This is a genomic window from Fructilactobacillus sp. X2R1C3 (assembly GCF_059901425.1).
The window spans coordinates 187,783-203,032 of record NZ_JBWXUW010000001.1 but is presented as its reverse complement, the minus strand read 5'-3'; the positions used below and the strand labels follow the sequence as shown (position 1 = coordinate 203,032).

Below are 15,250 nucleotides of genomic sequence, written 5' to 3'. Positions count from 1 at the left end.
TTCAAATAAATAATTTCACTGATTATTTATCGTTCTCCGCAATCTTCTTTTGAATATAGTCAACTAATTGTTGAACGGTGTTGATGTCTTCATCACTTTCAATTTCGATGTCATATTCGTTTTCAAGTCCATCAACCACTTCAAAGAAGTCAAGACTATCAATATCAACGTCTTCTTTAAGGTTAGTGTCCATCTTGATGTCTGATGCTGGTACATCAGTTTGTTTTGCAATTAAATCCTTGATTTTGTTAAAAATTTCGTTTTGGTCTGCCATAATTTATCACTCCATAATATTTTTTGTATTTAGTATCTAATTACTACGGTTCCAATGGTTAATCCACCACCAAAACCGGTTAAAACAAGGTTGTCACCACGGTTAATCTGATGCGCCTCTATCATTTCACTAAGTAGCAGTGGCTCACTAGCCGCGGCGGTATTGCCATACTGATCGATATTAACGGGAAACTTTTCCATCGATAAATTCAATTTTTGGGCAATACTTTTAATAATTCGTTCATTTGCTTGATGAACGATAAAGTACTTCACATCACTTAAGTCAATGTTTGCCTTTGAAAGCGCCAGTTTGATGGACTCTGGAACCCTTTGGGTGGCAAAGCGGTACACCTTATGACCATCCATCATGAAATACGGATGGTGCGTATCATCAGCAATGTGTCCAGCCGTTAACGAATTACCAAGTTCACCAACGGTTTTTAGATCACTAGCCAGCACCTCCGACTCACTACCATCGTTAACCGCCAGAATGCCAGCGGCCCCGTCTCCAAACAGGACCGCCGTTGACCGGTCAGACCAGTCAATATACTTGCTTAACTTTTCACCACCAATTAAAATACCTTTTGCATGTGGCTTATTTGCAAGTAAAGCGTTTAAAACGTAAATTCCATAAGCAAATCCAGAACAAGCAGCGTTTAGATCAAAAGCAATCGCATTGTCAGCTTGGAGATTCCCCTGAACCGCTGCCGCAGTTGAAGGCGTCTGAAAGTCTGATGACATGGTAGCAACAATAATGAAATCAACGTCACTTGGAGAAATATTGGCCTGGTTGATGAGCTTTTTGGCAACGTCAGTACACATAAAAGTATTTGTCTCTGATTGAGCGATGTGACGCTCATGAATCCCAGTCCGCCGCTTGATCCACTCATCAGAAGTATCCATGATTTTAGCTAAATCATGATTAGTAACAACATTATTGGGCGTTGACCTTGCCGTTTCTAAGATTGAAAAACTACCCATTTGCGACTCCTATTACCTATTTTATTGTTCTCTTTCTTTGTCACTCACGATAAAGGTCAGCTGAGCGTCACAAGCCTTTTTATCGCCAACGTATGCTACACACGAAACTGAGCCGGCACTTCCTCTAACCTTGTCAATCTTAACCTCAAAGCGTAGAACATCGCCGGGCTCCACCATCTTTCTGAATTTCGCGTTGCGGATGCTACCCATGTAAACTGTTTTGTTCTTAAACTGGGGTGACTTTAAAATCAAAATTGAAGCTACCTGAGCCATTGATTCAATAATCAAAACACCGGGCATAACCGGATTGCCAGGGAAATGTCCTTGGAAATAATTTTCGTTAATCGTAACATTCTTGGTAGCCGTAATTGACTTACCTGGGTCCATCGCATCGACCCGATCAATAAATAAAATCGGATAACGATTAGGAATCAGATCCATAATTTCTTTTGCGTTCATTAAACTCAAATTATTCACCTCTATTAATCTAATTTGATTCAAGTATGGTACTTCGCATAATTACCATGTGTTCATATTCCACAAGTTTTGGTTATTTAGCAATCAAAAACCATTCCAGTTAGAATAATTCCGGCACAAAACCCTGGCACATCAGCTTTTTACAGCAAGTATGTGTCTGGTTACACTTGTTTTAATGTGTAATCATGACCAAACTCCCACCTTTGAGTCAAAAAAATCCCATAGCCGATCAACGACTATGGGATATTTAGATTAATCTTATTTAGGCAAGTAAATGAACACCCTTGTCAACATAGATAATGTCACCAGTAACACCAGTTGATAAATCACTAACTAAGAAAGCAGCAACGTTACCAATCTGATCCGTTGTTACACTTTCACCATCAACGGTGAATGATTGTGACATTTTAAGCAGGTCACGATGACCCTTAATTCCAGTAACGGCCAAAGTCTTAACGGCTCCAGCAGAAATTGCGTTTACCCGGATCTGGTCTTTACCAAGTTCAGAAGCAAGGTAACGCATAGCTGATTCAAGTGACGCCTTCGCGATTCCCATCATGTTGTAATCAGGGATGGCACGCGTTGAGCCCATGTAAGTCAAGGTCAAAATACTACCTGGCTTGTTCATAATCTTGCTGGCATAACGAGTAACCGAGATAAATGAGTACGCACTAATGTCTTCGGCCAAGTTGTAACCATCTTTTTTGGTGTTAATCACACCATTTTGAAGGGTTTCCTTGTCAGCAAACGCAATGGCATGAATAACACCATCAATGTTTCCAAAACGATCATGAATCTCAGAAAAAGCCTTCTGGACGTTTGCGTCCTCGGCCACGTCACATTCAACCAGTGGAAATTCTTCATCCCCAATGGTCTTCTCGATACTCTTCTTTAAACGATCATTTTGGTATGTCAAAATAACTTGGGCACCAAGTGACTTAATTGCTTGGGCACAACCCCAGGCAATACTCTTCTTATTCGCCACACCCATCACAACAACTTTTTTTCCTTTTAATAAATCAGCCATCTTCAAAATCCTCCTAGAACCAAATATCTAATTTACATCATTATATCAAAAAATTAATTCATTTATTAAAAACTTCGGTAACGGGAAAGTCGCCTAGAAACCAAATCATCTTTAGATAATGCATTTAATTCCCTAATTTTTTTAACCAGGTCGCCTCTGAAACGTTCAAAACCATCAACCGTATCAGCTTCTGTAATAATACGATCGATGATTCCCTCGGACAACAAATCCTCTGGCGTCAATTTCATCACTGAGGCAGCTTCTTTCATCCGACTGGGGTCTTTCCACAAAATCGTGGCGTAACCTTCAGGTGAGAGCACCGAATAAATGCTATCCTCAAAGGCCCAGACACAATCACCGACAGCTAGTGCTAAAGCACCACCACTGCCACCTTCTCCAACGATGACACTAATATAAGGAACGGTAAGCTGCATGCCCTTTAAAATGAGTTGGGCAATTGTATAACCAATTCCATGATACTCAGCATCAACGCCAGGATAGGCGCCCGGTGTATTAATCAAGGTGACAATCGGCCGGTTAAACTTCTCGGCTTGCTTCATCAGACGCAAAGCCTTCCGATACCCGTCTGGCTCTGCGGAACCAAAGTGCCGCTCAATGTTGGAGTTTAAGTCTGATCCCTTTCTAATCCCTACAAACGTAGTGGCAATGTTGTCCATGGTGCCAATGCCCCCATAAACAGCCGGATCATCACCATAGGCACGGTCACCATGAAGTTCCATAAAATCATCAGTAATACCGTTGATTAAATCATCAACCCCAATTTTTTTGGCAGCTCTAGCGGCTAGTACCTTATCCCATGCCGTTTTCTTAGCCATTAAGATCACCTACCTGATGCCATTTTAGTAGCTTCCCTAACGTCTTTTTCAATTCAGAACGTTTAATGACATCGTCCAAGAAACCATTTTTAAGTAACGTTTCTGCCCGCTGAAAGTCTTTTGGTGGACGTTGTTGGATCGTTTTCTCAATTACCCGACGTCCAGCAAATCCAATCAAAGCGTGGGGCTCTGACAACAAAATGTCACCTTGCATAGCAAAGCTGGCGGTCACACCACCAGTGGTAGGATCGCCAAGCACACTGATGTAAAGCAATCCAGCCTTACTATGCTCAGCAACTGCCTCAGAGACCTTGGCCATCTGCATTAAGGAATGAATTCCTTCCTGCATTCGCGCACCACCAGAAGCAGTAAAGACAATCACTGGTAGACCCTTCTTAGTAGCCATTTCAAATAAACGAGCCAAGATCTCGCCAGTAGCCGTCCCCAGACTAGCCATAATAAAACGCCAGTCCATTGCGGCAACTGCAACTTTGACACCGTTAATCGTCCCGATTCCTGATAGGACACTTTCGTTTATCCCAGTGACTTCTCTGGCCTTCTTTAGTTTTGCCACGTACTGATCGTCTTTAAATTTTTTGGAAGCCTTTAAATCCGTATTAATGGGTTCAAAGTCGTCGCACATCATCTGGATGCGTTCTTTGGCTCCAATCCGAAAAGCATAGCCACAATTTGGGCATTCCTTGTATTTACCAAGTTTCTTTTTGTAAAAAGTTGTCCCACAATAAGGACACTTTACCCAAATATCATCGGGAATCTGATCCATCCTTTTGACCAGCTCATCAGAATTCAAATTCTCAAAATTACTTTTTGCCATGTTTCTTCATCCATTCTTTTAAGAACGTACTTTCAATATAATTATTGTTGAAGTCACCAGCCAAGAAATGCTTGTCATTTAGTAAAGCAATCAAGAAGTCGCGGTTGGTTTTGACCCCTTCAATGTGAAACTCATTAAGAACCCGACGCATCTTATGGACGGCTTGTTTCTTAGTGGGTAAATGAACAATGATTTTGGCAATCATCGAATCGTAGTACGGTGAAATAACATCATTTTGTCCGATGCCAGAGTCCACTCGAACTCCCTTTGTACCATAGGTCTGGTGTAAACTCGTAATCTTACCAGGCGATGGGGCAAAATTATTGCTGGGATCTTCTGCATCAATTCGACATTCCAAAGCGTAGCCTTTTACGCCACAATCAGCCTGCGCAAAGGGTAATTTTTCACCTTCTGCAACTAAGATCTGAGCTTTAATGATTTCAACATCGGCAACTTCTTCGGTAATGGTGTACTCGACCTGCAGTCGAGTATTCATTTCCATAAAGTAGAAGTTGTGATCTTGATCCATTAAGAACTCATATGTACCTGTATTCGTATACTGGATTCCCTTGGTAGCATTTACAACAATTTGACCAAGTTCTTTACGCTTTGTCGGAGTGATTTCGGAACATGGACTTTCTTCAATGACCTTCTGATGATTACGTTGAAGTGAACAATCGCGTTCTGGGAAATAAACAATGTTGCCATGCTCATCGGCAATGACTTGCATCTCAATGTGCTTAGCGTCATTTAGGTCCTTCTCCATGTACAATCGATCATCGCCAAAGGAAAGTTTAGCCTCTCGTTTCGTATCCTGAAAAGCCTTAGCCAGTTCATCGTCATCAACAACTTTTCGAATTCCTTTTCCACCACCACCGGCAGCAGCCTTTAACATTACCGGATAACCAATTTGATGAGCGACTTCTTTGGCTTGTTCCACGGAGTCAATAAAGCCATCACTGCCGGGAATCGTTGGCACACCACTTTTTTTCATGGCTTCCTTGGCATTTCCCTTGTTACCCATCAAATTTATGACCTTAGCACTTGGACCGATAAACTTAATGCCACACTGATTGCAAAGTTCCGCAAAATCAGCGTTTTCAGACAAAAAGCCATATCCCGGGTGCAAAGCATCGCAACCAGTAAGTACCGCTGCATCAACAATTGCTGCCATATTGAGATATGACTCGTCTGGAAATGGTCCACCGATACAGACTGACTCATCGGCCAATTTTACGAATAAACTATCAGCGTCAGCAGTTGAATACACTGCCACCGCTTTAATATTCATGTCATGAAGCGCACGGATAATCTGGACTGCAATCTCGCCCCGATTAGCCACCAGTACCTTTTTAAACATTAAATCACCTTTCACTCACTATGATTCAACCGCAAACATCAACGTTGCATTAGCGATTTCCTGTCCGTCTCTAGTGACAACTCCTTTGCCAATTCCAATATTATGTTTAACCTTTAACAAATCGACCTTTAAATGCAAAACATCGCCTGGTCGAAAATCATCTTTAAATTCAGCTTGTTTGATTCCACCAAAAAAAGCGTTCTTACCCTGATATTCGGGCATTGACAATAGCGCTACCACTCCCGTTTGAGCCATTGATTCTAAAACCAACGGACGTGGCAGCGTGGGATGATTACCTTGATTTGCAAAGTACCATTCGTTTCCTGCCAACATCTTAGTGGCCTCGGCTCCCTCTCCCGGGGTAATGGTGTCAATCTTATCGATCATCTGAATTGGGGGACGTTGAGGAATGTAATCATTAACATTTAATGCCATAACTAATCCTCCTTAATCTCATAAACGGGTTCGTTATATTCAACCATGGAGCCATTATCCACTAAACGTTTCACGATGGTTCCACTCACTGGGCTTTTAACTTCATTGACCATCTTCATGGCCTCAATGATACAAACCGTCTCACCCTTTTGAACGCGATCACCATCTTTTTTGAAGTCAGGCTTTTCTGGACTAGGCGCAAAATACAATATTCCTACCATTGGTGCCTTCAGTTGATAATTATCACTGGTTGGCGCATTTAACTGCAGTTTTTCCTGCTTTTCATCCGCTTTATCTTCCGTCGTTTTTTCAACGTGAGTGACCGGTTTGAAATGACTGTCAATCTTGGAAAAATAAAGTTGTTGACCGTTTTCGTCAATTTTTAATTCTTGTAAGTTGGACTTATCAAATTTAGTTATTAATTTTTCAATGTCTTTTTCATTCATTATTGATTCCACTTCTTTATCGCAATGACCGCGTTATGACCACCAAATCCAAATGAATTACTAATGGCGGTATTGACCGGTCTTTTAGCATTCTCTTTATCCACTAGCCTGATATGACTTTCTGGATCCTGGTTATTCACCCCAACGTTCACTGGCATTTGACTGTGCTTCATGGCTCCAAGAATTGCCACGGCCTCAATGGCTCCAGCAGCTCCAAGGGCATGACCAGTCATCCCTTTGGTTGAACTAACCAAGACGTGGTCATTATCTTTAAACAACTTGCTAATGGCCTTTGACTCAGAAACATCATTAGATTGAGTTGCTGTTCCATGGGCATTAATGTAATCAAGGTCGGAAGTCTTAATGTCAGCCTCATCCAACGCTTGTTGCATGGCCCCAATGGCTCCTTCTCCATCTGGATCCGGAGCAGTCAGGTTGTAGGCGTCACTCGTTTGACCGTAACCAACGATTTCACCCAAAATATGTGCACCACGTGCTTTAGCGTGATCGTAATCTTCAAGGACTAGGGTGCCAGCACCAGCGCCCATCACGAAACCATCCCGGTCTTTATCAAATGGCATGGAAGCGTGGGCAGGATCTTCACTTGAAGACAAAGCTGTCAGAGCCGCAAAGGCTGAAATCCCAACCGGCGTAATTGCTGCTTCTGATCCACCAGCAATCATCATTTTAGCCTTGCCAGCTTTAATATATTCATAAGCATCGCCAATCGCGTTCGTTCCAGTTGCACAGGCTGTTACCACAGCTTTACTGGTGTTTTTAGCGCCAAAGTAGATGGAAATATTGCCAGCCGCCATATTAATAATGGTCTCCGGAATAAATAACGGAGAAAGACGTCTAGGACCCTTTTTGTACATCTTTAGAACCTGCGTCTCAATGGTACTAATACCACCAATCCCAGATCCGTAGATGACGCCAAGATCCTTTCCATCATATTCTCCTCGTTTTAACCCAGCTTGATCCATTGCCTCTACAGCACTGTATAGTGCGTATTGCGCAAATGGATCTACTCGATGATAGTCTCGTTTAGCTAAGCGTTTGCTTGGATCAAAGTCTTTCACACCAGCCGCCACATGTGCTTTAATCTCAGATGTGTCAAAATTAGTGATTTTTTCGATTCCAACCTTTGAAGCCAACAAATTATCAATAAAAGTCTCAGCATCGTTCCCGATCGGGGTTACTGCACCCATGCCCGTAACAACAACTCTATTACCCAATTGAATCCTCCCTTAAATAAACGGAACTACATTGTGAGTCCGCCATCAACAGTGATTACCTGTCCGGTAATGTATTGACTATTAATCAAAAACTCGATTGTTTCGGCTACTTCTTCAGCATTTCCAAAACGATGAAGTGGAATGGTGTCCTCCCACTTCGAAATGATTTTGTCACTCAATTTGGCCGTCATGTCGGTCTTGATCATGCCAGGAGCAACGGCGTTACAACGAACCCCTCTAAGTGATCCCTCTTGGGCCGTCGTCTTTGTTAAACCAACAATTCCTGATTTGCTTGCCGAATAATTAGCCTGTCCCATGTTTCCGTGAAGTCCCGAAATACTGGAAGTGTTGATGATGACACCAGCTCGTTTTTTCTGCATTGTCTTTAGGGCATACTTAGTCATGTTAAACGTTCCAACAAGGTTGGTGTCTAACACGGCCTTAAAATCCTCTTCGCTCATCCGCGTTAAGAGCTTGTCTCTAGTAATCCCAGCATTATTAATCAACACATCGAGATGATCATGCTCATCTAAAATCTGGTTGACCATCGACTCTGCGTCTTCTTCTTTTGAAACGTCGCCAATCAGGATCTCAATCTCAGTATCAAACTGTGACTTTAAATCCTTTACTTCGTCATCACTTAATTCTCGATGAGAATTTACAATCACAAAATTATGTGGATTTTTTGCTAATCGTTTGGCGGTTGCCAGACCAATTCCCTTAGTAGCACCAGTAATTAAAACCGTGCTTTTATCATTTTTCGTTGTCATGAATTAGTCCTCCAAACCAAGTTTTGCTTGTAAATCATTCAATTTTTTCAAACTGTCGACGCTATAAGCATCAACATCTTTAAGTGTCTTTTTCGCAAATTTAGTCAGTGTGTTCCCCGGTCCAATCTCAATCAGCGTATCCACTCCGTAGTTTTTAACCATGAATTCTAGATCCGCTTTAAAGTGGGTTGGATTGACCAACTGCCGGGTCAACGTATCGGCGAGGTTATCCTTATTAAACAGGCCAACGTCAGTGTTGCTGATCACTGGAATCTCGGGTGTCTTGAAGGTAACGTTCTCCATTCGCTTTGAAAGCAAATCACTCGCTAGTTGCATCAGCGGAGTATGTGAAGAAACGGCCACCTTCAAAGGAACGACCCGTTTAGCTCCCCGGTTCTTAAGTTCTGCACTAGCTGTTTTGACCCCAGTCTCGGTCCCACCAATCACAGTTTGTTCACTGGTATTGAAATTAGCTGGGTAAGCTCCATCAACTTTGTCCGTTACGTCAACCACCACTTTGGGCTCAACCTTTAACACAGCAGCCATTGACCCCGGATTTTGCTGTCCTGCTTCATCCATGTAGTGACTTCGGTCACGCACTAATTTTAATCCTGATTGAAAAGATAGTGCTTTAGCGGATACTAAAGCACTATACTCACCTAAACTAAGACCCATCATTGCTTGTGCTTTGGGCAGTTTACCCGCTAAAATCTGGTAAATTCCATAACTCAAAGTCAGGATGGCAATCTGCGTATTTTCAGGATCGTCAAAAACCTTCGGATCGGATAGATCAAGATTTAAAGTATGCGACGCGGTATCGACCACGTTTTGATAGGTATCATTATTTTGATACAAGTCAGATCCCATGTTAGCAAACTGTTGTCCCTGTCCACTGAATAAATAACCGATTTTCAAAATTTAAAACACTCCTAAAATAAAAAACACTTTATTATTTATCGTTCTTTTCGTCAATTTGCTTTGCAACATAATCAACTAAGTCAGAAACCGTCTCCATGCCCTCGTCACTATCAATTTCGATGTCGTAGGCATCTTCTAGGGCATCAACAATTTCAAAGATATCTAGTGAATCTAAGTCCAAATTATCTTTGAAGTTAGCGTCCATTTTAATGTCATCGGGGTTGATATCAGTTTGGTCGGTAACAACCGCTTTAATCTTGTCAAAAATCTGATTCTTATCTGCTTTTTCAGCCATAAATAATCACTCCATTTAATAAAATTTATTTGTCCTCAATAATTAATTATAACAGTTCCAGTAGTTAATCCGCCACCAAAACCGACAAGGGCAACTTTGTTTCCTCTTTGAATTTTACCGCTTGTAAGCAAATCTGCCAATAGCAGTGGTTCACTAGCTGCCGCCGTATTGCCGTATTCATCAATATCAATTGGAAACCGACTTTTCGGCAAATCAAGCCTTCTAACAACACTAGTAATAATTCTGGCATTAGCCTGGTGCATAACAAAAACATCAATATCATCTAGATCTAAATGAGCATCCGCAAGTGCCGCATTAATCGAGTTTGGAACCTTTTTTAACGCAAAATTAAAGACCTTGTGACCGTCCATCTTAAAAAACTGGTTTTCTTGGTTGGTACTTTTCCCAAACGGTGTAACGCAAGGAAAATGTCCCGCCGTCAAAGATGATCCTAAATCACCATAGGTCTGAAGTGACTCTCCTAAGACCTTCGAATCAGAAGCAGGATCATTTTGAACTAAGATTCCAGCGGCCCCGTCACCAAAAAGCACGGCGGTTGATCGATCCGACCAGTCCAAAAACTTACTCAGTACTTCTGCACCAATCAAAATCCCACAACTACCGTTCTTTTTTGCTAACAACGAATTAAGAATTGAAGTTCCAAACGCAAAACCCGTACATGCGGCGTCAATGTCAAACGCCACCGCATTAGTGGCACCAATCGCACCCTGAACACTGGCAGCCGTTGACGGGGTCTGATAATCAGATGACATGGTAGCTACAATCACATAATCTAAGCTTTCGGGGTCAATCCCAGAACTTTTCAAAAGCTTTTCAGCAACTTCCACACTCATTGACGTTGTAGATTCATTAACCGCAATGTGCCGACTTGAAATTCCCGTTCGTCTTTTTATCCATTCATCAGAGGTGTCCATAATCTTAGCCAGGTCGTCATTAGTGACGATCTTTTCGGGAACACTTTTGGCGCTTGAAATAATTTTAAAAGCACTCACTACTTATCACCTACTTAATCGACCCGGTCAGCTAACGAAAACTCGAGCGTGGCCGAACAAGCTTTATCATCATCAACCTCACTGTCAGCAACCATCGTATAGGTTCCATCGTTAACTTCTTTTAAATCAACGTGAACCTTCAAAGTGTCGCCAGGTCGAACCATATGTCTAAACTTCACATTTTTGGTTTTATTAAGCTTAGTAACCTTACTTTTAGGATCAACATCAAGCGATTTCAAAATGAGGATTGACGCCACCTGCGATAAGGTCTCAACAATTAAAACTCCTGGCATTAGTGGAAATCCGGGAAAATGACCCTGAAAATAGTTTTCATTAGCGGTGACGTTCTTTACGGCATCGATTGACTCGCCCGGAGTTATCTGATCCACTCTGTCCACAAATAAAGTTGGGTTACGGTTTGGAAGAATTTCCATTATTTTATCAATGCTTAACTGTTCCATATTTTCATCTCACAAAATTTAGTTTTACGTTACAAATGTGACGTTTGGTAACATCTTAACGTTTATTCAAACTGAGTGCCTCGCTACTTACTAACAGGATCTTATCCTTTGAATTATACCCAATCGCCCATCGATTTCCGTATCGATCTCCGGGAATTCCTGGGAACTTATCGGCCTCATCATTATCCATATCTTGAAGATAATCATAGGATTCTGGGATGGGAGCCGAGTAACGATCAATTCCAACACCATCAACATAATACATCCGCCAGTGATTGGTGTCATTTATGAAATGATGCTCTTGATCATAGGAACCGGGCATAACCTCAACGCTGTACTCAAGGTAATCGGGGTTGACCAGAACAGTATGCCCATTATCCATTATTGCGGAATAATAGGTGCCATAGTCCACCAAATCTGGATAACGATGACGTTCAATCTTTTGCCGTGGCGCTAGCTCAATATCTGTCCCATCAATCACTCTCTGCTTATTAGGATGTCGTTTTTCATCGATTTCAGTTTGAAATTTTTTCAAAAATTCATTGGCTGAACCATGCAATTTGGAAATGCCATCCGAAATCCGATTTTTTCTAACCATGATACTGTCCCTCCTTAATTTTTTTACACTTGATTTTACCACATTGAAGACTAAATTCTAACGTTTGGGCACCAAGGTATCGTATACTTACTTATAGTACAAGAGATCCAATAATCAATGAAGGTAGGTAAGAAAAATGGAATTGAAGCTTGAACGAATCTACACCAAGCCCGTCGATAAGGATGGATACCGAATCTTAGTTGATCGCCTCTGGCCTCGTGGAATCTCGAAGGTTAATGCCGATCTAGATATTTGGTTCAAATCAATCGCTCCAAGCACTGAACTAAGAAAGTGGTTTGGTCACGACCCAGCCAAGTTTGAGGAATTCAAACAAAAGTATTTGGATGAACTAAAAAATAATCCACAAATGCCTGGATTTGTATCATTAGTCTCTACCCATTTAAAGTCGGGCAACGTAATTTTATTATACGGAGCAAAAGATACCAAGCATAATCAAGCGGTAATTATCTATCACTATTTGCTTGCCCAACCTGAGATTAAAGCAGAACTCAATCAGTAATGGAGGAATTTAACATGAAAACAGTAGAAATTGGCAAATCAGACGTAACGACCGTCCCACTAGGCTTAGGTACCAATGCCGTTGGTGGTCACAACTTATTCCCAAACTTAAGTGACCAAACCGGAATCGAAATCGTTAAAACAGCATTAGACTCTGGTATTACCCTGTTAGATACCGCCTTTGCTTACGGCATGGGCGAATCAGAGAAACTAATCGGTGAAGCCATCAAAGGATATGATCGTTCTAAGATCCAGATCGCTACCAAGGGCTGTCAAAAGGTCCAAAGCGACGGAAGTGTTGTCATTGATGACTCACCTGAATACTTAAAACAATGTGTTGAAGATAGTTTGAAACGACTTCAAACGGACTATGTTGATATCTTCTACATCCACTTCCCGGATGACCACACCCCATTAAATGAATCAGTGGCTGCTTTAAACGAAATGAAAAAGGCCGGTAAGATTCGTGCCATTGGAGTTTCAAACATGTCAATGAAACAATTAAAGCAGGCTAACCTTGACGGACTGGTTGACATCGACGAAGAAGAATACAACTTGATTGATCGTTCAGCCGAAAAGGAAAGATTCCCATACCTAAAGGAACACGATATTTCATTTGTTCCATTCTTCCCACTTGCATCTGGACTCTTGACCGGTAAGTACAGCAAAGAGACCAAGTTCCCAGAGAATGATATCAGACACGACAATCCCGACTTTAAGGGCAAAGAGTTCAAAAAGATCGTTGAAAAAGTTGACCAACTAAAGCCAATTGCCGAAAAGCATGACGCTACCGTTGCTCAAATCGTCATTGCTTGGTACATCAAAAATCCTGACATCACGGTTGTTATTCCTGGTGCCAAAAAGCCCGAACAGGTCAAAAGCAACGCTAAGGCGTTGGACATTGAACTTAGCCACTCTGAGTACGATCAAATTAATACCCTATTTAAGTAGAAATAGAGAAATGAAAAGCGTTCATCAAATGATGAACGCTTTTTTTTACGCTTATTTACTTTTAATTTCACGGTAAAAAATAATTTGGGCCGCTGAATTCCAAAAACTAATGAAAATCATTGGAATATATACAATTACAGAAACCACCGCAGCTAAAATAGAATTACCCTTCACAACGGTTGTAACGGCTGTCATCAAAACGGTTAATACGAAATACATACAGAAAAATAATAATTGCAGATAAAAGAAGTTCCACTTATAGCCCTTCGTTGTTTGCCAAGCATCGGTAAATGCTTGAGTAATCCCAACTTCTTTTCCGCCCTCAATCTCATCTTGATACGAATACATCCAAAGACCCCATCCAACTGACAAGATGACACCAGGAACAATCAACAAGAGGGTTGCAAAGGCCTCTGCAAGTGCCATTAAAAGCCCAATCAGAATGATTACCGGCCAGTTGTATTTGCGATTAAAAGCCACAAAAGCATTCTTAAACTTAAAGCTATCATTTTGAATACTCTTGGCGTATCCCATTGCCAGGGAGGCAGAAAATAAGATTCCCACTAGACCAACGATTAATTCAAAGATTGAGAAAGGGGCTCTTTGCATTCCCTGAAGCTTGAACAACATCGTTGGATCCGAAAAAGCCCCCACGATTCCAGCTGGGATGCCCATTAAAAACATCATCCACCAGTTCTTCTTCACGATTCCCCACGACTTTGTCATTGCATTTGCAATCATATGTATTCCTCCAATTTTTGTTACTAAAATTATCACACGCCTCGTTTGTTTTGACAACGTAAAAAAAGAGAAGCAAACAGCTTCTCTTTTTAATACTAACTATTAACTATTTAATTTCTTCGTAGAATTTGATGTTAGCCATTGAGAACCATACCATGTAAAAGATTGAAATTGCGATGGCCAGCACCGTCAAGATAACTTCCAAAACAATTGCAAAGAAGGTCCATGTCAACATTGAGGCAAAGATCCACCAGAGCAGTGCACCTACTAAGATAATTACCGCGTAGGTCACTACGGCAATGATTAAGTTCAAGACTTTCAAACCGATCAGACCCCAACGATTACCAGTCATGAGTTTCCATGAAGCTGAAAAACCATCCATTAAATGAACTTTTTTACCAGCTCGTTGAGCATCAAAGTAGGTTAAGTAAATGAACGCTAACCCGGTGGCAACGAAGATCCAAGCAATCCCAACTAATGCCAAAATCACAATTCCAACAATGATTAAAGCAACCACTTGAGCGGTAGTAGTGTTGAAACCAAAGACTTGAGGAACAAATGAAGCACTAATAACACCAGCGGAGGCAACAAATAATGCCCCAAAAATGAAACTAATCAAATCCATAAAGGCTGCATACAGTGCTGCCACTAACCAAGTGTTACCTTGTTTAAATGCCACAAAGGCATCCTCAAATTTAAACGTATCAGTCTCATCACCAGTCAAGTATCCCATTGCTGCTGATTCAAATAATACAATCCCAATAATTCCAACGATGATCGAGATTAACCAGATACTAAAACTTGCGCCCAAACTATAACTTAAACTCAAAGCCTCAGAATTTTGCAAGCTGCTAACCACTCCACCAAGAACAGCGGATATTAAGATCGCAGGAACAACCATTGCTAACAAAATCCAAAAATGCTTTTTGGTTACGTTAAGGGCACTTTTAATTGCTTTAATAATCATAATAATTCTCCCCTTGTTAATTTGTCTTACAACTTTATTATAACGAAATCTTAATAAAAACGCTATCAGTCGCAATCATAGCCAATAAAAAAAGAGAAGCATAAACTTCTCT

General features: G+C 41.2%; 20 protein-coding genes. 2 read left to right on the top strand and 18 right to left on the bottom strand.

Annotated features, from left to right (window positions below):
• Positions 1 to 22: 22 nt before the first annotated feature.
• The 16 genes from AC6UDD_RS00975 to AC6UDD_RS00900 form a co-directional block, all read right to left on the bottom strand.
• Complete coding sequence (locus AC6UDD_RS00975) at positions 23 to 274, bottom strand: acyl carrier protein (RefSeq protein WP_500693426.1); 252 nt, start codon at positions 272 to 274, stop codon at positions 23 to 25.
• A 29-nt stretch (positions 275 to 303) separates the two neighbouring features.
• Positions 304 to 1,254 carry a beta-ketoacyl-ACP synthase III gene (locus tag AC6UDD_RS00970; RefSeq protein WP_500717643.1) on the bottom strand — a complete coding sequence of 317 codons (951 nt, stop codon included), beginning with the start codon at positions 1,252 to 1,254 and terminating at the stop codon, positions 304 to 306.
• Between the two features lie 21 nt (positions 1,255 to 1,275).
• Positions 1,276 to 1,722 carry a 3-hydroxyacyl-ACP dehydratase FabZ gene (gene fabZ / locus AC6UDD_RS00965; RefSeq protein ID WP_500717640.1) on the bottom strand — a complete coding sequence of 149 codons (447 nt, stop codon included), beginning with the start codon at positions 1,720 to 1,722 and terminating at the stop codon, positions 1,276 to 1,278.
• 271 nt (positions 1,723 to 1,993) lie between these two features.
• Complete coding sequence (gene fabI, locus AC6UDD_RS00960) at positions 1,994 to 2,758, bottom strand: enoyl-ACP reductase FabI (protein WP_500717638.1); 765 nt, start codon at positions 2,756 to 2,758, stop codon at positions 1,994 to 1,996.
• Between the two features lie 65 nt (positions 2,759 to 2,823).
• A complete protein-coding gene (accA, locus tag AC6UDD_RS00955; RefSeq protein WP_500717636.1) occupies positions 2,824 to 3,594 on the bottom strand; it encodes a carboxyltransferase subunit alpha in 771 nt (256 codons plus the stop codon).
• Complete coding sequence (locus tag AC6UDD_RS00950) at positions 3,587 to 4,429, bottom strand: acetyl-CoA carboxylase carboxyltransferase subunit beta (RefSeq protein ID WP_500717634.1); 843 nt, start codon at positions 4,427 to 4,429, stop codon at positions 3,587 to 3,589. The genes accA and AC6UDD_RS00950 overlap by 8 nt, the downstream gene beginning before the upstream one ends.
• Positions 4,416 to 5,789, bottom strand: a complete 1,374-nt coding sequence (gene accC / locus AC6UDD_RS00945; protein WP_500717632.1) for an acetyl-CoA carboxylase biotin carboxylase subunit — start codon at positions 5,787 to 5,789, stop codon at positions 4,416 to 4,418. Before accC ends, AC6UDD_RS00950 begins: the two co-directional genes overlap by 14 nt.
• An 18-nt stretch (positions 5,790 to 5,807) precedes the next feature.
• On the bottom strand, positions 5,808 to 6,224 hold the full coding sequence (locus tag AC6UDD_RS00940) for a 3-hydroxyacyl-ACP dehydratase FabZ family protein (RefSeq protein ID WP_500717628.1): 417 nt from the start codon (positions 6,222 to 6,224) through the stop codon (positions 5,808 to 5,810).
• Between the two features lie 2 nt (positions 6,225 to 6,226).
• On the bottom strand, positions 6,227 to 6,670 hold the full coding sequence (locus tag AC6UDD_RS00935; RefSeq protein WP_500717625.1) for an acetyl-CoA carboxylase biotin carboxyl carrier protein: 444 nt from the start codon (positions 6,668 to 6,670) through the stop codon (positions 6,227 to 6,229).
• A complete protein-coding gene (fabF, locus tag AC6UDD_RS00930; RefSeq protein WP_500717622.1) occupies positions 6,670 to 7,905 on the bottom strand; it encodes a beta-ketoacyl-ACP synthase II in 1,236 nt (411 codons plus the stop codon). The genes AC6UDD_RS00935 and fabF overlap by 1 nt, the downstream gene beginning before the upstream one ends.
• Before the next feature lie 26 nt (positions 7,906 to 7,931).
• A complete protein-coding gene (gene fabG / locus AC6UDD_RS00925; protein ID WP_500717619.1) occupies positions 7,932 to 8,675 on the bottom strand; it encodes a 3-oxoacyl-ACP reductase FabG in 744 nt (247 codons plus the stop codon).
• 3 nt (positions 8,676 to 8,678) lie between these two features.
• Positions 8,679 to 9,590 carry an ACP S-malonyltransferase gene (locus AC6UDD_RS00920; RefSeq protein ID WP_500717617.1) on the bottom strand — a complete coding sequence of 304 codons (912 nt, stop codon included), beginning with the start codon at positions 9,588 to 9,590 and terminating at the stop codon, positions 8,679 to 8,681.
• A gap of 34 nt (positions 9,591 to 9,624) precedes the next feature.
• Positions 9,625 to 9,888 carry an acyl carrier protein gene (locus tag AC6UDD_RS00915; protein WP_500693414.1) on the bottom strand — a complete coding sequence of 88 codons (264 nt, stop codon included), beginning with the start codon at positions 9,886 to 9,888 and terminating at the stop codon, positions 9,625 to 9,627.
• Between the two features lie 35 nt (positions 9,889 to 9,923).
• Positions 9,924 to 10,901: a beta-ketoacyl-ACP synthase III gene (locus AC6UDD_RS00910; RefSeq protein ID WP_500717614.1), complete on the bottom strand. Its 978-nt coding sequence runs from the start codon at positions 10,899 to 10,901 to the stop codon at positions 9,924 to 9,926.
• 14 nt (positions 10,902 to 10,915) lie between these two features.
• Positions 10,916 to 11,362, bottom strand: a complete 447-nt coding sequence (gene fabZ / locus AC6UDD_RS00905) for a 3-hydroxyacyl-ACP dehydratase FabZ (protein ID WP_500717610.1) — start codon at positions 11,360 to 11,362, stop codon at positions 10,916 to 10,918.
• 55 nt (positions 11,363 to 11,417) lie between these two features.
• Positions 11,418 to 11,960 (bottom strand): hypothetical protein, encoded by a 543-nt coding sequence (locus AC6UDD_RS00900; RefSeq protein ID WP_500693411.1) that lies wholly within the window; start codon positions 11,958 to 11,960, stop codon positions 11,418 to 11,420.
• A gap of 136 nt (positions 11,961 to 12,096) precedes the next feature.
• On the opposite strand from AC6UDD_RS00900, the gene AC6UDD_RS00895 reads away from it, so the two are divergent.
• Complete coding sequence (locus AC6UDD_RS00895; protein ID WP_500717607.1) at positions 12,097 to 12,480, top strand: DUF488 domain-containing protein; 384 nt, start codon at positions 12,097 to 12,099, stop codon at positions 12,478 to 12,480.
• A gap of 14 nt (positions 12,481 to 12,494) precedes the next feature.
• Complete coding sequence (locus AC6UDD_RS00890; RefSeq protein ID WP_500717604.1) at positions 12,495 to 13,430, top strand: aldo/keto reductase; 936 nt, start codon at positions 12,495 to 12,497, stop codon at positions 13,428 to 13,430.
• 51 nt (positions 13,431 to 13,481) lie between these two features.
• On the opposite strand, the gene AC6UDD_RS00885 is transcribed toward AC6UDD_RS00890, so the two are convergent.
• Both AC6UDD_RS00885 and AC6UDD_RS00880 read right to left on the bottom strand, forming a co-directional pair.
• Positions 13,482 to 14,171, bottom strand: a complete 690-nt coding sequence (locus AC6UDD_RS00885; RefSeq protein ID WP_500717601.1) for a hypothetical protein — start codon at positions 14,169 to 14,171, stop codon at positions 13,482 to 13,484.
• Between the two features lie 106 nt (positions 14,172 to 14,277).
• Complete coding sequence (locus tag AC6UDD_RS00880; protein WP_500717599.1) at positions 14,278 to 15,138, bottom strand: hypothetical protein; 861 nt, start codon at positions 15,136 to 15,138, stop codon at positions 14,278 to 14,280.
• Positions 15,139 to 15,250 lie beyond the last annotated feature (112 nt).